This window comes from Allobosea eneae (assembly GCF_042657265.1).
GTDB classification, from domain to species: Bacteria; Pseudomonadota; Alphaproteobacteria; order Rhizobiales; family Beijerinckiaceae; genus Allobosea; species Allobosea eneae.
Map to the genome: position 1 here is coordinate 1 of NZ_JBHSLW010000047.1, position 21185 is coordinate 21185.

25 protein-coding genes are annotated in these 21185 nt (G+C 64.5%); 15 read left to right on the forward strand and 10 right to left on the reverse strand.

Annotated elements, in window-relative coordinates:
• Nucleotides 1–160 precede the first annotated feature (160 nt).
• Entirely contained in the window at nucleotides 161–589 is a 429-nt protein-coding gene (locus tag ACFPOB_RS24255) for a helix-turn-helix transcriptional regulator (RefSeq protein WP_139219070.1), read from the forward strand.
• 1 nt (nucleotide 590) lies between these two features.
• On the opposite strand, the gene ACFPOB_RS24260 is transcribed toward ACFPOB_RS24255, so the two are convergent.
• The 5 genes from ACFPOB_RS24260 to ACFPOB_RS24280 all read right to left on the reverse strand — a co-directional run bounded on the left by ACFPOB_RS24260 (nucleotide 591) and on the right by ACFPOB_RS24280 (nucleotide 3678).
• Complete coding sequence (locus ACFPOB_RS24260) at nucleotides 591–1262, reverse strand: transglycosylase SLT domain-containing protein (protein WP_377800923.1); 672 nt, start codon at nucleotides 1260–1262, stop codon at nucleotides 591–593.
• A gap of 82 nt (nucleotides 1263–1344) precedes the next feature.
• Nucleotides 1345–1710 (reverse strand): hypothetical protein, encoded by a 366-nt coding sequence (locus tag ACFPOB_RS24265; RefSeq protein ID WP_377800924.1) that lies wholly within the window; start codon nucleotides 1708–1710, stop codon nucleotides 1345–1347.
• A 166-nt stretch (nucleotides 1711–1876) separates the two neighbouring features.
• Nucleotides 1877–2461, reverse strand: coding sequence for a hypothetical protein (locus tag ACFPOB_RS24270; RefSeq protein WP_377800925.1), 585 nt, complete (start codon nucleotides 2459–2461; stop codon nucleotides 1877–1879).
• A 165-nt stretch (nucleotides 2462–2626) separates the two neighbouring features.
• Nucleotides 2627–3232: a hypothetical protein gene (locus ACFPOB_RS24275; protein WP_377800926.1), complete on the reverse strand. Its 606-nt coding sequence runs from the start codon at nucleotides 3230–3232 to the stop codon at nucleotides 2627–2629.
• Nucleotides 3233–3246: 14 nt separating this feature from the next.
• The gene (locus ACFPOB_RS24280) at nucleotides 3247–3678 is read right to left on the reverse strand and encodes a thermonuclease family protein (protein WP_377800927.1); all 432 of its coding nucleotides are present in this window, start codon (nucleotides 3676–3678) and stop codon (nucleotides 3247–3249) included.
• 452 nt (nucleotides 3679–4130) lie between these two features.
• On the opposite strand from ACFPOB_RS24280, the gene ACFPOB_RS24285 reads away from it, so the two are divergent.
• On the forward strand, nucleotides 4131–4409 hold the full coding sequence (locus ACFPOB_RS24285; protein ID WP_377800928.1) for a hypothetical protein: 279 nt from the start codon (nucleotides 4131–4133) through the stop codon (nucleotides 4407–4409).
• A 36-nt stretch (nucleotides 4410–4445) separates the two neighbouring features.
• Here ACFPOB_RS24285 and ACFPOB_RS24290 read toward each other — a convergent pair whose 3' ends face one another.
• Entirely contained in the window at nucleotides 4446–5177 is a 732-nt protein-coding gene (locus tag ACFPOB_RS24290; protein ID WP_377800929.1) for a thermonuclease family protein, read from the reverse strand.
• A gap of 72 nt (nucleotides 5178–5249) precedes the next feature.
• Here ACFPOB_RS24290 and ACFPOB_RS24295 point away from each other — a divergent pair, with 72 nt between their 5' ends.
• Entirely contained in the window at nucleotides 5250–5528 is a 279-nt protein-coding gene (locus ACFPOB_RS24295) for a hypothetical protein (RefSeq protein WP_377800930.1), read from the forward strand.
• Here the strand turns inward: ACFPOB_RS24295 and ACFPOB_RS24300 are convergent.
• Both ACFPOB_RS24300 and ACFPOB_RS24305 read right to left on the reverse strand, forming a co-directional pair.
• Nucleotides 5485–6087, reverse strand: coding sequence for a thermonuclease family protein (locus ACFPOB_RS24300; protein WP_377800931.1), 603 nt, complete (start codon nucleotides 6085–6087; stop codon nucleotides 5485–5487). The two genes, ACFPOB_RS24295 and ACFPOB_RS24300, sit on opposite strands and share 44 nt — an antisense overlap.
• Nucleotides 6084–6398: a hypothetical protein gene (locus ACFPOB_RS24305; RefSeq protein ID WP_377800932.1), complete on the reverse strand. Its 315-nt coding sequence runs from the start codon at nucleotides 6396–6398 to the stop codon at nucleotides 6084–6086. Before ACFPOB_RS24305 ends, ACFPOB_RS24300 begins: the two co-directional genes overlap by 4 nt.
• 18 nt (nucleotides 6399–6416) lie before the next feature.
• Between ACFPOB_RS24305 and ACFPOB_RS24310 the strand changes: the two genes are divergently transcribed.
• The 12 genes from ACFPOB_RS24310 (at nucleotide 6417) to ACFPOB_RS24365 (ending at nucleotide 19597) form a co-directional block, all read left to right on the forward strand.
• Entirely contained in the window at nucleotides 6417–7316 is a 900-nt protein-coding gene (locus ACFPOB_RS24310; protein ID WP_377800933.1) for a lytic transglycosylase domain-containing protein, read from the forward strand.
• A 14-nt stretch (nucleotides 7317–7330) separates the two neighbouring features.
• Entirely contained in the window at nucleotides 7331–7642 is a 312-nt protein-coding gene (locus ACFPOB_RS24315; RefSeq protein WP_377800934.1) for a TrbC/VirB2 family type IV secretion system protein, read from the forward strand.
• Nucleotides 7643–7646: 4 nt separating this feature from the next.
• Nucleotides 7647–7940: a VirB3 family type IV secretion system protein gene (locus ACFPOB_RS24320; protein ID WP_377800935.1), complete on the forward strand. Its 294-nt coding sequence runs from the start codon at nucleotides 7647–7649 to the stop codon at nucleotides 7938–7940.
• Nucleotides 7941–7942: 2 nt separating this feature from the next.
• Nucleotides 7943–10351 (forward strand): VirB4 family type IV secretion/conjugal transfer ATPase, encoded by a 2409-nt coding sequence (locus tag ACFPOB_RS24325; protein ID WP_377800936.1) that lies wholly within the window; start codon nucleotides 7943–7945, stop codon nucleotides 10349–10351.
• 26 nt (nucleotides 10352–10377) lie between these two features.
• Nucleotides 10378–11286: a hypothetical protein gene (locus tag ACFPOB_RS24330; protein WP_377800937.1), complete on the forward strand. Its 909-nt coding sequence runs from the start codon at nucleotides 10378–10380 to the stop codon at nucleotides 11284–11286.
• A gap of 14 nt (nucleotides 11287–11300) precedes the next feature.
• Nucleotides 11301–12023, forward strand: a complete 723-nt coding sequence (locus ACFPOB_RS24335; RefSeq protein WP_377800938.1) for a conjugal transfer protein — start codon at nucleotides 11301–11303, stop codon at nucleotides 12021–12023.
• 216 nt (nucleotides 12024–12239) lie between these two features.
• On the forward strand, nucleotides 12240–13322 hold the full coding sequence (locus ACFPOB_RS24340; RefSeq protein ID WP_377800939.1) for a TrbL/VirB6 family protein: 1083 nt from the start codon (nucleotides 12240–12242) through the stop codon (nucleotides 13320–13322).
• A 15-nt stretch (nucleotides 13323–13337) separates the two neighbouring features.
• Complete coding sequence (locus tag ACFPOB_RS24345) at nucleotides 13338–14060, forward strand: VirB8 family type IV secretion system protein (protein ID WP_377800940.1); 723 nt, start codon at nucleotides 13338–13340, stop codon at nucleotides 14058–14060.
• On the forward strand, nucleotides 14057–14905 hold the full coding sequence (gene virB9, locus ACFPOB_RS24350) for a P-type conjugative transfer protein VirB9 (protein WP_377800941.1): 849 nt from the start codon (nucleotides 14057–14059) through the stop codon (nucleotides 14903–14905). The genes ACFPOB_RS24345 and virB9 overlap by 4 nt, the downstream gene beginning before the upstream one ends.
• Complete coding sequence (gene virB10 / locus ACFPOB_RS24355; RefSeq protein WP_377800942.1) at nucleotides 14892–16241, forward strand: type IV secretion system protein VirB10; 1350 nt, start codon at nucleotides 14892–14894, stop codon at nucleotides 16239–16241. Before virB9 ends, virB10 begins: the two co-directional genes overlap by 14 nt.
• Before the next feature lie 58 nt (nucleotides 16242–16299).
• The gene (gene virB11, locus ACFPOB_RS24360) at nucleotides 16300–17346 is read left to right on the forward strand and encodes a P-type DNA transfer ATPase VirB11 (RefSeq protein ID WP_377800943.1); all 1047 of its coding nucleotides are present in this window, start codon (nucleotides 16300–16302) and stop codon (nucleotides 17344–17346) included.
• A complete protein-coding gene (locus tag ACFPOB_RS24365; protein WP_377800944.1) occupies nucleotides 17324–19597 on the forward strand; it encodes a type IV secretory system conjugative DNA transfer family protein in 2274 nt (757 codons plus the stop codon). Before virB11 ends, ACFPOB_RS24365 begins: the two co-directional genes overlap by 23 nt.
• Before the next feature lie 101 nt (nucleotides 19598–19698).
• On the opposite strand, the gene ACFPOB_RS24370 is transcribed toward ACFPOB_RS24365, so the two are convergent.
• A complete protein-coding gene (locus tag ACFPOB_RS24370) occupies nucleotides 19699–20310 on the reverse strand; it encodes an RES family NAD+ phosphorylase (protein ID WP_377800945.1) in 612 nt (203 codons plus the stop codon).
• Nucleotides 20307–21029, reverse strand: a complete 723-nt coding sequence (locus ACFPOB_RS24375) for an antitoxin Xre/MbcA/ParS-like domain-containing protein (RefSeq protein ID WP_377800946.1) — start codon at nucleotides 21027–21029, stop codon at nucleotides 20307–20309. The genes ACFPOB_RS24370 and ACFPOB_RS24375 overlap by 4 nt, the downstream gene beginning before the upstream one ends.
• Nucleotides 21030–21185 lie beyond the last annotated feature (156 nt).

A 21185-nucleotide genomic window follows, 5' to 3' on the forward strand; every position in this document is an offset into this window, starting at 1 on the left:
CAGACCCTCGAACGCATCGCCAATCGCTGGCCCATCTCTCAGATCGACCAGCTCATGCCTTGGAACTTCAAGAACTGAACGGTTCCAGCTACGCGCTTACATTAGTTGCGTGAACAGCCCCCTTACGTCTCGACTCGGTTCGTTTCCCCGGGTTAATTTATTGAGCCTGATCAAAAGTCGAGGCTCTATGACGATGCCTGGGAGAAAGCCTGCCGATACGACCGATAGGTGGCTAAATAGTGTGCTTGCATTGCGGCTTCGGCAGATTGAGCGCTCTTTTCCCAGCTATGCGGCCTTTGCCGAGAAGTCCGGGATTTCGCGTCGGACGTTAGCGCTGCTGCGCAATGGAAAAGGGAATCCAAGCTTCGCGACATTGCTCACCCTGGCGGCTTCGTATGAGGTTTCTGTTTGGAGCCTCCTTGGCATTCGTGACGAAACCGTCAGCAGCGGGGCGCAGTCATACGGCCTCTCGGCCGACGAGATCGATCAGCTCTTGTCCCACGAATATTCGGACGAGCGCTTCGACGACGATCAAGCCCCCCAGCAGTCGCAGCGTTCTGTTTCGAAGGCTGAACCGCCTGACGAATAGATCAGCCCCGGGTGAGAGCGCTGCCCGACCGGCGCTCCGCCATCCGCGATCCAACGACGATGTCGGTATCCATAGGTTGCGGGACGATGCCCGCCAGCCCCGCATTTCCCGCGGGCGCAGCAGATCCTGCAACCAGGCTGGGACTCGTGCCGGGGTTGGGAAAGTCGCCGGGACTAACACAGGCTGCAGACTGGGCTCCGCTGCACGCCTTCGCCATCAGGCTCGGCGTATTGAGCAATTTCTGATGAGCGGCCCCGACGCCACGCGCCCACCCGGCCTGCTCGCCCGGCCGGGGTGAGCCGTTGTAGTTGGCCGAAAGGCAGGCATAGTCCATCCCGCATGTGTCGTAGGCGGTTTTCAGGACCTTCATGCCGCCATTGATATTCTGCTCGTTGATGTCGCGATCGTAGCCGTAGAATCGGCCAGTCCGCTTCGTGAGTTGCATCGGCCCTTTGACGCCGGTATCCGAGCCGGCGCAGGAATTGAACCCGACCGCTTCATGATAGCTGACGGCCAGAGCAAGCTCGGGCGGAACACCCATGTTCTGCGCGGATGCGTAGACCATCGAGACGTTGTTCTTCTGCCGATCCATCGCCGTCGCGATGTCGCCGCCGGATTGCGAGGTGAATCCATTCGGACAGAGGGATGCCAGAGGCGTGTTATTCTTGAGCATCTCATCCCCTTGAGGACAGGTACTCGCGAAAGACACGGTCGCGAGCAGTGTCAGTGCCGCGGTCACGAGAGGCCGATGCATCTCACTCTCCGCAGAACTGGAATTGCTTGCCGGACATCGTGAAGGATGTCTGCGATTGCACCGTGACCGTCGCTTCGACGACCGTCCGGTCCGGGTCGGTGTCGATCTCCTTGGGATCGGGCCGATTGGCCCCCTGTGCCTCAATGCAGGTGTTGCGAACGCGCGACCCGTCGAGCGGATCGGTTCGGCACATCTGATAGTGGCCCGAGAAATTGCGTCCATCGAAGGTCATGGTCCCGGCGCCTCCGAGAGCACTGCAGGAAGCCGGCCGCTGGACATAGGAGCCCGGGCGCAACTCGTGGATGTCGAGGGCGTATGAAGCAGCGCCCAGGCCGATGCTGAGCGCGAATGCGATGCTGGTCGTCATGGCGAACCTCCGAGAACCTGAGGCCACGGCCCGGCCGCGGAGCGGCGCAGCGGTCAAGGCCGCGCGCAGCGCGCCCGCAGGGTTGCCTTGACCGCAACGCGACGAGCCGCGGCACAGTGGATCCTCAGGTTCGGTTCGGCTCGACGACGATCGCATATGAACCTCCTCAGGATCGGGGAATGGGCACGCGGAACTGGCATTCGTCCGCGGCTTGGCCCTGGAAGACGATGCCGGCGCGGATCGTGCGGCTCTCGATGTCGTAGGCGGCGAGCGCCGCGTTGCGCACCATGTCGGGCGCGGAGCCGCCCTGGCTGGCCGCATATTCGATGAAGCAGCCTCTGCCGGCATCGGCAACGCGCGACTGCCCGTTCTCGTAGATCGCGAGCCGCATCGGGCAGCTCTTCAGGGTCGCGTGGGCCACGTCCCTGCGCAGGGTCGTGCAGGCTGTGACCGTATGCAGCACCGACAGGACGACCACCCGTTCCGGGCTCCGGATCACGACATGACTCTCGGCAGCTGGGGCGTTCGCCACCAGGAAGCGCCTGTCGCCCTTGGCCTTGTAGGCATCATTGTTACGCCTGAGCTCGTCGGCCCAGAGCGAAGCATAGGGGAGGGCGGTTTCGCCCGGAAGCTGGAGATCGGCATAGACGACCGGCCGCCATTTGCCGGGCTCCGTCAACGGCAACTGCGCCAGACCCGGAGGCGACGAGAACAATGCGGCACCCAGCGCCATAGTCGATCGCGCGAGCATGGCCTTCCTCACAATTCGTCTTTGCTTAATATATTGAGCTATCAGTTGTCGAGCCGGAATGAGGGGCTGGTCGGTGAGCGGAGGTCACTGGCCTCGCCGCGAGCCGTTCGAACCCGATGCGGTCATGGCCTAGGCGGGCGTCTCGATGGCGAAAGGGACTGGGGATCAGTAGCGATCCCGCCAGGGTAGCCAACCGGAACTCTTGGGCGGGGAGGGCTCGTTCTCGACCCATGGCACCGGCTTGTAGCCGGGCCGGGGATCCTGAACCCGCCAGGCGCCTTGCCAGTAGTAGAAATTGAGCGGAACGCGCGCCAGGATCGCGCCATCGGCGCCGATCAGATCGGAGGCGCAGACGACGACGGGGCCGCGATAGGTCTGAACGCGGCCGGTCACGCCGTCCAGGGCCCCCGGCCGACAAGCGAACAGGCGCACGCGATGGGCGAGGGCGTCAGGGAGATCGGCTGACACGGCGATGGTCCTGACGCCCTCTTTCGTGACGAGCGTTCGGATCGGCACCGTTCCCCAGCGCGAGAGCCGTAGCGCGGCATTGGCCTGGTTCTGCGTCGGATAGCCGGTGCGCGCGGTCATGACAGGTGGGAACCGCTCGTAGCCGGAGCCGTATTCCTGTCCACCGCGATCGACCTGTTCCGGGGTAAGGTAGGCGCTGGTAGCCGGCGACGAGACCTGCGCATCGCTAGTCGGCTGCGAGGCACAGCCCGCCAGCGTAACGGCTGCGGCCGCGGTCCCAATCTGCAAAAAGTAGCGGCGCATGATGGTCGGATCCGTCATGGTTTGGTCGGAGGGCTGGCTTGCTGCCGAAACGTCCACGGCATCTGAAACGAACTCGCCCAAATGCCGCGATAGGCGGCCCGCGCATCCTTCTCGAGCTGGGCGTAGGTCGGGATCAGCCGGTCCTCGGGGGAGGGGAGGGTGATCGCGTGGCCGAGCTTCAGCATCTCGGCGGCCAGATCCGGAATCTCGCCGGTCGCACACCGCCCAAGCTTCAGGGACTCGCTCTGCCGGATGGGCGTGCAGGCCACCCACCGGTTGAGGGTGACGTTGACGAGCCAGGCGGTTGCGACGATCCCGCAGGGCCAGGTCTGCTTGCCGAGAGCGGCCGTTTGGTTAGATTCGCAGGCGTCGACGCCATAGAGGCGATAGAGCTGCCTGGTTTCAACGTCGCGGAAGGTCGTGCTCGTCACGACTTCGACGCGCATAGGAACCGTCGCGGTTGTCGACTGCGGCGAGTAGAGGTCCGGCGACTGCGGCGCCGCAGTCGCGCTCGGTGGTGCCGACGGAGTTTGCGCGACGGACGTTCCCGTCGCGAGGAGAAGCGGGACAAGGCGACCGGACAGAAAGCGAAGCCATCGCCTCATCCAAGCTGATCTCCGTTTCCGGCGCGCGGGCATCTCGCGCCATTCGCGGTTTGCGCTGACACCGAACGCGCCACCGTTCCTGGCAGGACAGGTGCGAAGCGCCGCTGACAACCAGCGGCAGATGCATGCTCGCGCCCCGGTTGGACCGAAGACATTGCATAAAGCATTCGGCAGCGTTAGATCAATATATTAAGCGAGACAGGCAACAGGGTCTGCCGAGCAGGAGGGAGATCGAACGGTGGGGAGCGAGACGAAAGCCTCCCGCAACTCCGTCAAACTGCGAGCGATATCAGATGGATAAGCGCTGGCACCCGCACACCTATAATGAGATGAACCAGCAGGGATTCCGGTCCGGGGACGCTCCGAGCTTCGACGGAATCCTCGGATTTCTGCTGCTGCTCTTTCTGTTCGCCAGCGGCATGGGCATCGCCGCCGACACCGTCGAGCGCTGGATACCGGGCCTTGGATATGCCTTCGCTTTCGCCGTGTTGGGACTCATCGCCTTGGCGCTCCTGCGCCGAGGCATTCGCCTTGTGAAGACGTTGATCATGGGGTTCATTGATCGAAATTAGGCGACGAAGGCAGCAAGCCCGCGACCGCTTCGCGCGTTACCAACGCGCCGCGCGGCAACCCGCCTTCTCGGCCTCCGCCGGCGTGCAGAACCATCGCTTTCGATCCGACCCGTTCATGTGCACGGCGTCGTAAAAGCGCTGACCTGGTTGGTGGTAGATGCAGGAGCCATCCGCCCTGAAGTTTCCCTTGATCGCACACGCCCCCGCGGGGGCCCCGGCCTCCGAGACCGAATTGAGGAGGATCTTCTGCGCACCGGCCGGAACGCTGACGGCACCATGGATCACGGTGTTGGTACTGCGGGATCGCCAGTCCCACGGGGCGATGAAGGCGCCGCTCCAGAGCCCGCGTCGGGCGGCGCGAGCTGCTTTCTCGTCTTCAACATAAGCGGAGGAATAGCGGATGAAGGCGAGCGCCCACCCTTGTGCGACCATCCAGCGTCCGACGTCCTGTCCTTCGATCTGGCAGCGCGCGACGTGTCGGCCGTACTGGTCGACGTCGACGCTCGTGCAGGACCATGACCGCTGGGTGCCGAATGACGACAGTGCATTGCGGGCACTGAGGCCGCAGGTGGAGCGCTGGGCCGCTGCATCAAGGCAGAGCTGCTCCATCTCCGGCGCGTCGATCCCAAAAATTCGGATGCGCTGGTGGGCGATCTCGACGGTGTCGCCGTCGAGGATTTTTGGGACGCCCCGGATCTCGGCAGCCGCTGCGATCGACGTCAGGAGGAGACTGACGATCACCGTGATCACGGGCTTGGAGAAGGTCATCGGTTGGCCTCGGACATCGGTTTGTGAAGCGCTTCAAGCGAGATCGCGCAACGCCGCAGAGGGAGGAAAGCTGTGCTGACGCGATTCGCGATCGATCCACGATTGGGGATCATCGTGGCGACAATCCTGATCCTCGCCTTCGGTGGTTTCCGGCTGATCGCGAACTGGGACGAGGCGACGCTGTGGCGAGACCCGGGTCTGTTCGCCACGCTATTCATCGGTGGGCTCTCCGGCCTGGCGCTTGCCCTCGGCTTCCTCATGCACCGACGTGCCGAAACGCTCACAGGGGACGACGGGAACCGGCCCATCATCGAGCTGGAGGCGGAGCGGGGAGGGGAGCGCCCGAAGTAGCACCAGCACCTTCGCGAATCTGCCGGAGGATGATGGCGTTCGGGTCCGGTATATCGGGAAACTGCCAGAGGCCGAGGCGCTCCTTCCGGGCGACGGCCTGGGCGACCAGGTAGGGCTCGTGGACCGCTGCTCCCGCCGGGTTTACGGCGGCAAACGCCCATCCGCTGGAGATCAGCGCCGTGCCGAGATCGATCCGTGAGCCGGCGCCCGCGCCCTGGCCGGGTTGCGCGACGCAAATCACGAAGCGCGTCTTCGAGGCGGCCTGCCACCCTGCCGAATAGCAGAGCGGATTAAGGTCGCGGACGAGCGAGACGAGCATCGTCAGGCTCGCCTCGCCGCAATCGATCCGGGCACCGCTGGGATTGGTGAAGTGGGTGCCGCGCAGGCAGGCCTGGACGCCGTAGAGTCGATGGGTTTCGCCGGCATAGGTCCAGGTGTCGCCGGTCGTGAAGACCGCGCCTTTCGGGACCGCGAACCAGGGATTGGGCTTCGCGGGCTCTTGCGCAGGGGCGTTGCCGGCGATGGAGACGGCGAGCGCAAGGGCGACGCTACGGATCACGGCGCAGGAGAGTTGCGAAGCGGCACGCGCGTCGTGCCGTCTTGGCCCAGGATGTCGGTGGATTCGCCCGCCTTGTCGGGGTGCGCCGACATGTTGGCCTCCGGACATTGCGGCCAGGAACGGCGGCTCGCCGCAAGGGCGAGGGCCTTCTGGACCGGCGGAACGCAGTAGGGCACCGACGCCCATCCTTGCGGATTCAGCATGCAAAGAAGCACGGTACAGCCGAAGGTATCGGCCCGGGCGGGCGCAGGCGAAATCGCCGTGAGCGTCGGCAGAATTGCGAGCGTCGCGAACAGATTCCAGCGCTTCATGTGATCGCTCCGTGATTTTTGGTTGCCTGCATCTCGCTCAATATATTAAGCGTAGAGCATGATGCGGAGCAAACCGAAATGAGCGCCCGACGCAGAACGGCGCTGGCAGGGATCACGCTTCTCGCTGCCGCAAGTGCCTCTTCGGCGCAGCAATCGGACGCAAACAGCCCTGTCCCGGCCAAGCGCCAGGAGCGTCTTCCGGCGCCGGCCGAGCGCCCCGCGGTCAGGTCTGCCTCGGTCGATCCGGAAGGGCGGATCGTCCCGGGAGGCGCCGGCTCGGCCGAGCCCGTGCAGCGGATCGGGGAGGGCGCCCGCGCTGATCCGGATGTCGCGAAAACCATAGCATCGCCCTGCGCGGAGCGCGTTGCTCTCAGCCGGGAGGAGGCAAGACGTCTGGTCGAGACAACGGCGCGCGAAGAGCAGTTCATGCCCGAGTTCGTGCTGGCGGTCGCGCAGGCCGAAAGCCAGTTCAATTCGGCGAGCCTCTCAGGGAAGGGCGCCTATGGGCTGATGCAGCTCATGCCGGCGACCGCCCAGGCCTACGGCGTCGACATCTGCGATCCGAAAGACAATGTGCGCGGCGGCATCGCCTTCCTGCGTGAACTGACCGCGAAATACCGCAATCCGGTCTATGTGCTTGCCGCCTACAACGCCGGCGAGCCGGCCGTCCTCGAGGCGGGTGGTGTACCGCCGATCAACGAGACCGTCGGCTTCGTCGCGGCGGTGCTGAACGACTTCTATCAGTGGCCCGCCCTTAACAGCCGGACCGACGCCTTCGGGCCCGCACCCAGGCGCGGACGCAACGAGTCCACCGGCGAACCCACCGGAAGCCTGCCGAGAACGACCCCGCCGGCCCGGGCCGGCGCGCGCCGTCAGGCCGAGGGTTGGCAGGGCGGCTTCGTCCAGAATTTCGACTGAAGGAGAGCAAGACCATGAGGCTTGAGGGCTGGATCGGACGGACCGCGTTGGCAGGCGCCGTGGTTATGACCCTGGCAGCGCCGGCTCTGGCACAGAGCGGCGGCGGTCAGCTTCAGCCTGTCCAGAGCACCCTGCAGACACTCGTCAACACGTTGACCGGGCCGATCTCGACATCGCTCGCGGTGCTCGCCGTCATCGCCTGCGGACTCATGGCCTTCGTCGGACGCCTGACCTGGGGTTTTGCCGGATCCGTCATCTTCGGCATCGTGCTCGTCTTCGGATCGGCCCAGATCGTCCAGTTCTTCCAATCGGCCGTCGGCAGGTGATCGCATGGCCGAGGATGTCGACCAGCCGTTGATCACCCCACTGGTGAAGGGACTGACCCGGCCGCCGAGCCTACTTGGCGTGCCCTATCAGTTTTTCATGCTGATCGGCGTGGTTTCAGCCGTCATCTTCCTCGTGACGAAAAACCTCCTGATGCTGCTGACCATCCTGCCGCTCTACGCGATCGGCCGGATCATGATCGTACGCGATCCGGCGATCTTCGAGATCATGCTGATCCGCGGTCGCAAGGTCCCGCCCCGAAGCACGGGGTTCTGGGGCGCCACGAGCTACAGGGTGTAGCGATGGTGATTGCGCGCGCACTGCGTGACGAACTGAGCTTTGGAGCGGTGTCGCGGCGCGAAAACCCGGTCGCCGCGCATATTCCCTATTCGCGGCACGTCTCGGATGAGGCCATCCGCACGGATGACGGCATGCTGATGTCGTTCCTGCACCTTTCCGGCTTCTGCTTCGAGACGGCCGATATCAGCGAGGTCAATTCACGACTGCTCGGCTGCAACGATCTCCTGCGGGCGCTGGGCTCGTCGCGCTACGCGCTCTACACCCATATCGTCCGGCGCGAGGTGAAGCCTTCGATCGCCTCGACCTTCGACAACGATTTCTGCCGCGAGCTCGACGAACGTTACACCGCCGGCCTGCGCCAGCGGCGGATGTTCGTGAACGACATCTATCTCACCGTCGTCCGGCGAGAACTCCAGGGCAGTGTCGGCACGGTCGATGTCGTGTTGCGCAAGCTGTTCGGGCGCCACGACGCGGACGGCCGCTCGCTCAGTGAGGAGCAAGCCGTCAACGAATTGTCCGACGTGATGACGGCCATGCGCGAGACCCTGCAGGCCTACGGCGCTCGGGTCCTGCGGGTCGTCGAGCGCGGCGGCGTCTGGCATTCGGAGCCGCTGGAATTCCTCGTCCAGCTTGTGAATGGCGGCATGCCGCGCCCGATGGCGCTGCCGCGCATGAAGCTCGCTGATGCCCTGTCGATGAAACGACTGTTCTTCGGCCGCAACGCCGTCGAGATCCGCGGCGCCTCGCCGGACGAAACCCGCTTCGGGGCGATGCTATCCGTCAGCGAATATCCGGCGCTGACCGGCCCGGGGATGCTCAACCCGATGCTGCGGGTGCCGCACGAGTTCATCGTCACGCAGTCCTTCGCCATCATCGACAAGCCGATCGCGATGACGCAGATCGACCGCGTCGGCCGGCAGATCGAGATGTCGGACGAGGCCGGCTCCGTCATTGCCGAGCACATCTCGGATGCACGCGACGAGCTTCTCTCGTCGGAATCGATCTACGGCCACCACCATCTCAGCGTGCTCTGCCTCGGCCGCGACATGGACGAGGTGACGAAATGCGTCACCGATTGCGGCACGGCGCTGACGGATGTCTCGGCGATCTGGGTGCGCGAGGACCTGAACTGCGAGCCGGCCTTCTGGGCGCAGCTTCCCGGCAATGCCTCCTATATCGCGCGCTCCTCCATGATCTCATCGAAGAACATGGCCGGGTTCTCCTCGCTCCATAACTATCCAAGCGGACAGGCGAGCGGGACGCATTGGGGCACGCCGATCTCGGTTCTCGAGACGACATCACAGACCGCATATTTCTTCAACTTCCACGTCCGTGATCTCGGTAATTTCACGGTCACGGGGCCGTCAGGCTCGGGCAAGACCGTGTTCCTTGGCTTCATCTCAGCCCAGGCCCAGCGCGTGCGGCCGCGGCCGAAGCTGGTGCTGGTCGACAAGGACCGCGGCCTGGAGATCTTCGTGCGCGCGCTCGGCGGGCAATACGAGGTCCTGCGTGCCGGCGAGCCGACCGGATTCAATCCATTGCGGCTCTCCGACAATGGTTCGAACCGCGAATTCCTGTTCCAGCTCTTCAGCTTCATGCTCCGACGCGCCGACGGCATCGGTCATTCGACCCGCGAGGAGCAGGTGATCCGCAACGCGATCACGCAAGTCCTGACGGCGCCGCCTGAAGGGCGGACGCTCGACGAGTTCGCCGAGCTGCTGCGCGGCGCGATGCGGGCCGGCGACGACGATCTCTATGCCAGGCTGCAGCCCTGGATCCGCGAGGACCAGCGCGGATGGCTGTTCAACAATACCGAGGACACGTTCTCGATGGCGTCGATCTTCGGCTTCGACATGACCAGCGTGCTCGACGATCCCGTCAACCGCACGGCGGCGCTGATGTACATCTTCCACCGGCTCGACGAGCTGCTGGACGGCCAGCCGGTGATGATCTTCCTCGACGAGGGCTGGCGGCTCCTCGATGACGAGGTCTTCAGTTACTTCATCAAGGACAAGCTGAAGACCATCCGCAAGCAGAACGGGGTCATCGGCTTCGGCACGCAATCGGCAGCCGATATCGTGAACTCCAAGCTCGCGCACACGCTCATCGAGCAATCGGCAACGAACATCTTCTTCCCGAACCCGAAGGCCGACGAGGCATCCTATGGCGGCGCCTTCCGCCTCTCGGCCCGCGAGGTGCGCTGGATCCGGACGACGCCAGCGGAATCGCGTTCCTTCCTGATCAAGCATGACCAGGACAGCGTGATCGCGCGCCTCAATCTCCGGGGCATGCCGGAGCTGATCAAGGTGCTGTCGGGCCGCACCGAGACGGTCGCCGAGCTCGACGCGCTGCGCGCCCGCGTCGGTGACGATCCGCAGGCCTGGCTGCCGGTCTTCATGGGAAGGGACTGATCATGCGGCTCCAGACATTCGCCTTCATGCTGCTGGCAACGGGGATCGCGGGCCCTACCCTTGCTGCGGTGCCCGTGAATGACGGGGCAATCCTCGACCGGCGCACGGACGAGTCCACCAAGAAGGTCGAGATCAAGCTCATCACCGGCAAGACCCAGACATTTACGCAGGGCATCAACTGCTCCGTGACCAAGCCGAAGAAGGACAATGCGGTCAAAAGCCCGACACAGAAGCCCGATGCGGGCCGCGGCGCGGCAACCCTCGATCAGGCCGATCCGACCATCAAGACGTCGCCGGCTTTCGCCAAGCCGACGACGACCGGGTCCACGAGCACTGGGGCACAGCCGGCGACCGACTGGACGGCCGGGCCGCGCGCTGATCGCGAAGGCACGGGCCAGGTCATCGGCGGCATGGAGACGGTGCAGGCCTCGCTTCAGCCGAACCGCCAGGTCTTCGAACGCATGGGCCGCGAGGTCGGCTCGGACGGTACCCTGATGGAGGCCATGGACCGCAACAGCGCGATCCGCACGCAGACCGGGCTCACCTTCAACGAGACCATCCACGGCGTGACGTTTCTCACGCAAGCCTTCAACCTGCCCAATCTCGCCACTGCCTCGATGACCAGTCAGGGCACACGCGGCTTTACCCTGCCGACATCGGCCCGTGGACAGGCTAGGCCGCCACAGACGATCAATCTATGTCCGGCCGGGATGACAGGGGAGGGGACCGCCGCAAGCCCCTGCGTAGCCGCGGGCTGCTCGACGACGCCCTACGGGACGACGCCGGCGTCGGGCTGCGTCGCCCGCCGCGACAACGACACGGCGGGGAATGTCTCCTTTGCGATCGAACGCGAAGCCGCGCGGGCGAATGCCGCGCAACAGCCGCTGTCGAGCGATGAGCTCATGGCCGCGGTCCGACAGTACCAATCTCGCTGAAGGGAGCGATCGTGATGCGCAAGTCCATCCAGACCCTGTGTGTGAGCGTCGCGGCCGTGCTTTTCGCTGCCGCCGCCTCGGCCCAGACGCCGGTGATCGACAACGCGAACCTGCGCAAGGCGCAGGAGATCGCGACGACGACCAATAGCATCCTCGCTGCCGACCGGCAGATCATGCAGTTCACGCAGAAGACGCTTGCCGCCGTGACCGGCGACCGTACCAGTCAGGCGGGGCAGCTCTCCCAGATAGCGCTCGGTGGCGGCAGCTTCTCGATGGGCGGCGCGCCCTCCCTTGGCAGCGTGATCTCAGGGGGATCGCTGTCCTTTGCCGGGATGGGCGGCGGCTCGCAGAACGTCGTCTCGGGCCTCATCAACGGCCTGCAGCTCGTGAAGACGATCTCCGGCCTGATCAACGGCCAGACCAGCCCCATGGACAAGAGCTATTCGCAGCTCGTCAATACGGCCGGCACCATCACGGGCCTCGTCGACTCCACGCAATCGGGTGTGCAGACCCGCAGCGGCGCCTTCAAGCAGGGGGCGGGCATGATCGGACAGGCACAGGACCTCAAGGGCAGCGTCGACCAGAACAGCCAGATCATGGTGCAAACCGGCATCACCGTGAACGAGCTGATCGGCGCGGTGAACACGGCGACGGCCGCGGCCAACCAGCCCAACATCGACCGCATGACCATGATCTCGCAGGCAACCCGCGCGCTCGAGTACAAGGCGGGGCGATGAGGGGAGGGCGCCTCATCGCGGCCGGCGTCCTGACCGCGCTCATCGGCGGGTGCGCGGTGAAGCCGCTCAAGGCGCCGTGCTCGCGCGACGAAGGCCCGCCGATCGTGCCGATGGCGTTTTCATCGCTCGGAGCCGTGTCTTCCGCCGCCTCCGACGAATGCGGTCCGATGCAGCCCGTCAACGCGGTTCCGGCGCGTTAGCACGGAGCCGCGGCGCATGAATTTCAACATCACGACGCTGCTCTCGACCGTCGACCGCTTCGGCAACAATTTCGTCGCCCAGGCCTATCAGAATCTCGCCTCCGCCCTGACGGGTGGTGGACAGGTCGGCGTCGCAGGGCTGCTCCTGACGCTCTATGTAATCGTCTGGGCCTACGGCATCTGGTCGGGAACCGCGCAGGGCAATCCAGCCGAGATCACGTTCCGGCTGCTGCGCGCCTTCGCGATCTATGCGCTGGCGACAAGCTGGAACGATTTTCAGAGCTTCGCCTATCAGATGCTGAACGAGGGTCCCTCAGCCATCGGCAACGCGATGCTGACGAGCGTGAGCGCCAACGTCACCGGGACCTCGGCCGGGCTCAACTCGGTCAACGGCGTGCAGACCGGGCTCCAGAACATGTGGGACTCGCTCGCGGGCTCGACGACCAGCTTCATCAAGAATCTCGGCGTGCTCAATTTCGGCGGCTATGTTCTCGGCGCGGTCATCCTGATTTTCGGAGCACTGCTGGTCGGCTACGCCCTGTTCCTGATCATTCTCGCCAAGATCTTCCTCTGGCTGCTGCTGGCACTCGCCCCGATCTTCATCGTCCTCCTGCTGTTCGGCTACACGAGCCGGTTCTTTTCGGGCTGGGCGTCCTCGATCGTGCAATATGTTTGCGTGCAGATCCTCGTCTATGGCTTCTGCGCCTTCTTCATCTCGATCAGCCAGAGCTATTTCGACGCGGTCAACCAGGCGAACGCGAAGGTGGCGACGAGCTTCACCGAAGCTGCGCCCCTCGTGGTCATCTGCGTGATCGGCATCTTGCTGCTCTCGCAGATCACGATGGTTGCCGCCTCGATCGCCGGCGGCATCGCGGTCCAGTCGCCCCGCTTTGGCGGCATGTACTCGCGGATCGGTGCCTTTGGCGCCGCCATGGGCGGCAGCGCGATCGGGAGAAAGCTGCTCGATCGAACGGGTTGGACCACGCCCGGAGAGCGCAATGCGGGGCGGGCACGCGCGCGTCTCCAGTACACGCAACGGGAGTTCGAGCAGAGCGCTGACTACAAGCGCCTGGCGAAGAAACTCACAGAAACCGCATAGCGGTCAGGGACAGGCATGACGGACATGGTGAGTGAGGCGGCGGGAGCCGCCCAGGGCAGGACGCCGCCCTTGCCGTATTACACCGACGCAGCGATCTGGGAAAACGACATCGCCCGCCGCAACCGCTGGTCCCGCTCGATCGCCTGGACGATCGCGCTCATCATGTCGGTGATCGCGGTCGCTGCCCTTGGAGCCCTGGTCTTAGCGCTGCCGCTCAAGACCTATGAGCCCTATATGGTCGTGGTCGACCGCTCGACGGGCTTCGTCGAGGTGAAGCGGCCGATGGCCGAAGGACCGCTGCAGCAGGATGAGGCGATCGCGACCTTCGATCTCGTGCGTTATGTGAAGGCGCGCGAGACCTATGATCCGAAGGCGCTCAAGGACAATTTCGACCTGGCTCAGCTCCTCTCATTGGGCGACGCCTCGCGCGAGCTCGTCGAGCTCTATAGCCCCGCCAATCCGCAGAACCCGATCAAGATCCTCGGCTCGAACACGATCGTCGCGGTCAACGTCAAATCGGTCACCTTCCCGAACCAGCGCACCGCGCTCGTCAGATTCTCGACCGAGGAGAAATCCCAGACGAACATCGTCACCCGGCACTGGGTGTCGCTGATCCGCTTCCGCTACACCGCGGCGCCCGCCCGCAACGAATATCGTTTCCAGAACCCGCTCGGCTTCCAGGTCCTCGAATACCGGCGCGACCAGGAGACGGTTTCGCCCGAAGGGGGCAGGCCATGACAATCCTCGCGCGCATCAGTGCGCTTGCGGTTCTCATCATACAGGCCGTCGCCTTCGCCCTCCCGGCCGCAGCGGAACTCAGTCCACGTGCGGGCCCCCGCGACAGCCGCATCCGCTATGTCTGGTATCACAAGGATGAGGTCGTCTCGGTGCAGGCGTCCTATGGCGCCTCGACCATGATCACCTTTGCCGAGGACGAACGGATCGAGACCCTCGGCGCCGGCGACGCGCTGGCCTGGCGCATCGAGCCCAACAAGAAGGGCAACGTCCTCTTCGTGAAGCCCGTCGAGAAGGAGGCCCACGCCAATCTCAACGTGCTCACCAACAAGCGCTCCTACGTCTTCATCCTGAAGGGCGAGTTCCGGCCGGTCGCGCAGCAGGTCTATTCGATCGTCTTCCGCTATCCCGATGAGGAGGGCGACAACGCCGCCATGATGGCCCAGGCGCACGAACGCGCCGCGCAGCCCAATCTCCGCAACCTGCGGGCGGAGAATGTGAACTCAGCCTATGGCTACAAGGGCGCCTCCGCCAACAAACCGCTCGTCATCTTCGACGATGGCGTGAAAACCTTCTTCCGCTTCGATCCGGCGCGCGAGACGCCCGCGATCTATGTCGTCGACGCCGAGCGCAACGAGAGCCTGATCAATTTCAGGAGGGAGGGCGAATATCTCGTCGTCGATCGGGTCAATTACCAGTGGACGCTGCGCAACGGCGATGACGCGATCTGCATCTTCAACATGCGCCTCAACAATGTGAACGAGCCGACGGGTCTGGAACCTCATGCGCCACAGCGCATCGGTGGCCCGAAGCCGCGCCCGGCGAGGACCCGCAATGCCATCTCCTAACGAGTACCGGGCTCTGGCTGAAGAGGCCGCCGGCAGCGTGGTCGCGGCACGCGCCTCGCGGGTCGGAATCTTCCTGAAGGTTGTGGTTCCGGCCGGCGCCGCCTTGGTCGCCGGCTGGATGATCTACAGCGCGATGCGTGCGTCCGACCGCCCCTCGATCACGAGTCCGGACACGGAGGACTTTCGGACCACCCAGTATCCGGGCCCGTCGATCGACACGCCGCGGCCGCAACTCGACAACGGCACCATCACCGTGCCGCCGGCGCCGGAGCCTCCACCCCCGCCTCCGGCACAACCGCCGACGACGATCGAAGCCCCTCCACCACCGCCGCCGCTTCAGCCGCCCATCCAACAGAGCGCCATGCCCGACGACAGTGAAGCGCGTCGGCTGGCCGAGGAGGAGCGGTTGCGGCTGGCGGAGGAAGAGCGGAAGAAATGGGAGCGCCTGCGCGCCGGCCAGCTCGTCGCCGATAGCGGCGGCACAGCAGGAGAAGCGAGGGGCGCCAATCGCAACGGCAGCGGGGCGGTCGCCGCCGACAATACCGAAGACGATCCGAACCGACGCTTCCTGGCCCGAACCGGGCAGGCAGGCGTCGAGGTCTCGGAGGCGACGAAAAACCCGCGCATCGACGCTTTGGTCGCTCAGGGGACCATGATCAAGGGCGTGCTTGAGACGGCGATCCAGAGCGATCTCGCGGGCATGGTGCGCGCCGTCGTCTCCGAGAATGTCTGGTCGTTCGATGGCCGCCGCATTCTCATTCCGGCCGGTTCGCGCCTGATCGGCGAATATCGCAGCGGCCTGAGTACCGGCCAGACCCGCGTGTTCATCGTCTGGACGCGGATGCTGCGAAGCGACGGCGTCTCCGTGCAGCTCGGCTCGATGGGGACCGACGAACTCGGCCGGACCGGCATGACCGGCATCGTCGACAAGCACTGGGTCGAGAAGTTCGGCTCGGCCATCCTGCTCAGCCTCGTCGGCGGCGCGACGCAGTTCATCGCCAATCTCGGGCAGGACAACCAGTCCGGCCAGAACCAGTACAGCACCATCGATCCGACCACCGGGCAGCCGGTGCTCGTGCAGGGCCAGCCGAACCAGAATGCACTCTACGCGCGGCAGATCGGCGCGCAGCAGGTTTCAATGACCTTGAATCGGATCGCCGAAGAGGCGCTGCGCGACTCCATCAACATCCCGCCGACGATCCATGTCGACCAGGGCTCGCGCATCATGGTCTTCGTCCGGCGCGATCTCGATTTCTCGGCCTTCTATCCGGACCCGGTGAAGGAGGCCTTGCGGGAGATCCGGCATGAGCGGGCCCGTGCACGCCTTGTGAAATAAATCTGTATTATAGGAATATGTTCCATAATTCCCATTATGCGAATCGCGGCCGAGACCGATGAGCGATACGACCCGGACCGTCTTTCTGAGCCGAGCGCTGGAGCCGATCAGTCGCTGGCTCGATGACGACACAGTCGTCGAGATCTGCGCCAATCGGCCCGGCGAAGTCTGGGTCGAAGTCGCCGGCGGCACCGAAATGGAGCGCCATGCCGTGCCGGAGCTCAGCCGCGCCGCGCTACGCCATCTGATGGAACGAGTCGCCGCCTTCAGTGGCCAGTCCGTCAACGAGGAGCATCCCCTACTTTCGGCCGCCCTGCCGGACGGCGAGCGCTTCCAGGGCGTGCTGCCGCCCGCGACGACCAATGGCGGCGCCTTCGCCATTCGCAAGCAGGTCGTGAAGGACATGCGTCTCCAGGAATACCGCAAGCGCGGCTCGTTCGAGGCGATCGATATCGGCGATCCGAACGCATTGAGCGCGACGGATATCCGGCTCTGCGAGCATCTCGACGCCGGCGAGATCGAGAGCTTCATCCGGCTCGCCGTGGCCGAGCGCTATTCGATCCTGCTCTCCGGCGGGACGTCGTCGGGCAAGACGACCTTCCTGAACGCGATCCTGCACGAGGTGCCGCCGGAGGAGAGGATCATCACGATCGAGGACACGCGCGAGGTAAAACCGGTCCAGCCAAACTATCTCCCGCTCGTCGCCTCGAAAGGCGACCAGGGTCAGGCGCGGGTGACGATCGAGAGCCTGCTGCAGGCCGCCATGCGACTGCGGCCGGATCGCATCTTCCTCGGCGAGATTCGCGGCGCCGAAGCCTATTCCTTCCTGCGCGCCGTCAATACCGGTCATCCCGGATCGATCACCACCATCCATGCCGATAGTCCGCATGGCGCCTTCGAGCAACTCGCCCTGATGGTCATGCAGGCGGGCCTGGGGCTCCGGAAATCGGAGATTGTCGATTACATCCGATCGGTCCTGCCGATTGTCATCCAGCAGACTCGTCGCGGCGGCTGGCGCGGCACCTCCGCGATCTTCTTCAACCGCATGGCCGATTGGCAGGCGGCCAGAAAGGGCCCCGGCGATGTCGCGCGTCTACGCGTTTAGGCTGCTGATCGCCCTGCTTGCGCTGATCGCGGCCTTCCTCCTGACCAGCCTCGCCTACGAGCTCGTCGTCACAGCGCGCTGGAATCCTGCCTTGGCCGGCGAGGGCAAATCGCGTTGGGCGCTCCTTCAGTACCAGAACAGCCGCCGCGATCCCGGTGCCCTGCTCGTCGCCTGGGAGCATTTTTCGCAGCGGTTCGCCTATCCGGGCACGCGCGAGGAGACCATCTTGCGCGGGCTGGTCGCCGTTGGCGTAACGCTCGCGCTTGCCGCAGGCATCGCCCTTTTCGCTGTCGTCATGCGCAAGCCGACCCATCACGGCAATGCCCGCTTCGGCAGTCTGATCGATGCCGGCCGGAAGGGACTTCTGGCCAGGCAAGGTCTGATCCTCGGCCGGCTGAGCGGCGCGACGATCACCTCGGACGATCCCTCGCATGTTCTCGTCGTCGGCCCGACCCGGTCGGGCAAGGGCGTCAGTTTCGTCATCCCAAACGGCTATAGCTGGCGTGGTTCCTCGGTCTGGTTCGACCCGAAGCGCGAGATATTCGAGGCCATCGGCGCCCATCGCCAGGCGCTCGGCGACAAGGTGTTCATGTTCTCGCCGGGAGAGCGCGATACGCATCGCTTCAATCCGCTCGACTTCATCCGTCGCGATGCGCACATGGCAACGGACGCGGCCGTGGTCGCGTCCTTCATCGTTCCGGAGGGAACCGGATCCTCGGAGATCTGGGCGCGCACCGGCCGCCAGCTCCTCACCGCCCTGATCGGCTATGTCGTCGCGAGCCCGCGCTATGACGGTCAGCGCCATCTTCGCGCGGTTACGAACCTGACCGCGACGGGCGTGGAATTCCTGCGCGTGCTGACCAATATCCGCGACGACGAGCAGGAGTTTCTACCGAGCTGGGTCGTCCAGGGTCTCAACCAGTTTATCGCGCTCGAGAAGGAAACCCGCAACTCGGCCTACTTCAACCTGACCGCCGCGCTGAATCCCTGGACCAACGATCTCGTCGCGGCCGCGACCGCGAGCACCGATTTCGACATCGCGCAGCTCCGCAAGGATCCGACAGCCATCTTCATCGGCTGCTCGGTCGCGCAGCTCGACATCTTCCGGCCGATCATCAAGATCCTGATCCAGCAGATCCACGATGTGCTGATGACCGCGATGCCGAGCGAGGGCGAGCCGCATCAGGTCCTGATCGTGATCGATGAGTTCCGCCAGCTCGGCAAGATGGAGTCGCTGGTCTCCAAGCTTACGATCAATGCCGGCTATGGTTTCCGCATGGTTCTGATCCTCCAGGACCTCGCGCAGCTCGACGAGCTCTATGGCCGGGCGACGCGGCAAACCACCGTCTCGGCCTGCCAAGTCAAGCTCTTCATCCGCATGAACGATCTGGAGACCTCGGAATACGTCTCGAAGATGCTCGGCTCCACCACGATCGAGGTGCGGACCCCGATCATTCGCGCCGGCAAAGGCATCTTCGCCATCCGCGACAAGAGCGTCAGCTATCAGGAGCGCGCGCTACGTACCGCCGAGGAATTGCGCCAGATGCCGTCCGACCGCGCGATCGTACTCGTGCCGAATGCGCCGGGCTTCGTGATCGGGAAGCTGAGGTATTTCCGCGACGCGCCGTTCAAGGCGATCTATCGACGGTTCCGCGACCGGCGCCTGAAAGTCCCGCCCCTCCCCGCCTGGGAGGCGCAGCCGCTCACATCGCTGGCGGAAGTTAAGGCTAAGGTTGCTCGGGAAACCGCCCCGGTGGCCTCCCAACCGCAGATCGATCTCGTCGAGCCCGAGGTACTGCCTCCCGTACGATCCAACCTCGCCCCCGCCGCGCTCTCCCCGCCGGACCTCGATGGACCAGGCGCTATTATCGAGGAGACGCCGCATCCGCCGGAACAGGGAGCAACGCCAGTTCCGAAGCGCCTCGCTGAGAATGATGACGACGATATCGTCGAGCTCAGACCCGGTCATCCGACAGAAGCGGCTCCGCTCCCGAAAGTCGCGAAGAGCGGGGAGCGAACGGCAGAGCCCACACCCTCCCCTTCCCGGTTGCTTGCACTGCCGCTGCGTCCGGGCGCCAGGAACGTCAGCATTTCCGCCTTGATCCAGGCGAATGCCGATAGAACCGCCACCGAGCAGCTCGAGCTGATGTCGACCGAAATGCAGGCCGATCTGAGTGCTGAGGCCCAAGCGGCGATCGACCACGTCAGGCGTCAAATCAAGGATCACGGCGAGGGTCGCAGCGGCTCCTGACGCTTCCTTGGCCGTCCATCGACGGGGTTCGAGCGAACAGATGCCGGTGGTGTCGGTACCTGACCCACCGTCCAACGTTCTCGGGGTTTCTACTTTCAGAATTACCCGAGGCCGGGAACCGATGCGCTAACCCGTGCGATAACGGTGATGTGGAGCATATTCAGGATCGCCTGCAGCGACCCGAGGCGGGGCAGATCAAGGGCGGGGCTGTCGGCCTCAAGCTTCAATGTCGCTGCACGGTCGTAGACCGCTATGCACTGCTTGTTGGTGATGCGGGACATATAGATGATCCCGTCGAAGTCGGTACGATCGTAGAGTTGCTGACTGAACCGCCGCCCCGCCAGTTGCGCCTTGGCCCTCACGGCGTCGGTCGAGACGCCGAGAAGGCTTGCCCCCTCGTGCCGAAGGTCGAGCAGGAATAGCGGCGCGGAATTCCGGATTGCCGCTACCGAATAGAGATCGAATTCCTCCTGCAAGATCTCGCGTTTCGTCTTGCGCTCAAAGCGGTCGCGGACGATCGTTTCCGCGACCGCCGTCATCGGATCTTGGGCGAGGTAGAGCAGACGGAACTTGTCCTTCGGGCTTGAGAACCGCGTCTTGCCGAAGCCCATGCCCAAAGGTGTAGCGGCGTGCGCGCGGCCGACGATCCTTACATAGCCGGTGACGTCTTCCCGCACGGCGAGACGTTGCAGAACAACTCTGTCGAGCGTCATTGCGCATCGAAATAGGCGCGGGCCACGTCGACGACCTCGTCGACGCGATCCTGCTTCAGGACATCGATCGGTTTCCGTCCTGAAAGAGCGGCATTCGGCCTGCTGAGCCAGAACCAGGCGATCCGGGAATTTCCGGCAAGGGCACTGATCGCAGCGAGGCCTCTGGCAGGACGCCCGTCGACAAATTGCTCGACCGGATAGACGTGATTCCTCGTCCCCTTCAGCAGGGCGACAACCTCGCCGGCGTGATGCCAATGATTGAGCGTCGAGCGCGGGACGCCATAGTCGCGGCTGAGCTCGGTCGCGCCGGCAACCGGGCCGGCCCAGTCCTCCAGCCTTCGGGCGACGGCGATGTCACTCAGCAAGCGCTCGCCCTCTTCACCCGAGACGATCTCACCGAGCCCCTCACCTGTCGATGGGGCGACGTTCTCCGGCAGGTCGAGTTCGATCTTGCCGACGAACGGCTCGTCGCTGAAGGCCTTGACCAGCCTGCGGATGCCGCGCGCGAGCTCCCCCTGGCGCTTACCGAGTTCACGACGCGCTTCGACAGGAAGATCCACGACAGCGGCAGCCGCAGCTCCGGCGATGCGAGCCGAGAGAGCAAGAGACCCGGCCTCAAAGGCCTTGTCGCTACGCAGCGCATCCTTCACCTTGCTCGCAACGCGGGCCGCCACATTCGCCTGCCCTGCCCCGTTTCGTTGCATCTGGGAACTGGCCATGGATCACACTCCAACACTGTGTGACCAATATAGCTGAGCGGCCGTCGTTTGTCCAATATGTCCAATTTGTGCTATACGATCGAGATGTCCACGGCGACGACTGCGGCGGCATTAGCGGGGCCCGGTTTCGGAGACGCACGATCCAAGGCGTCCCGA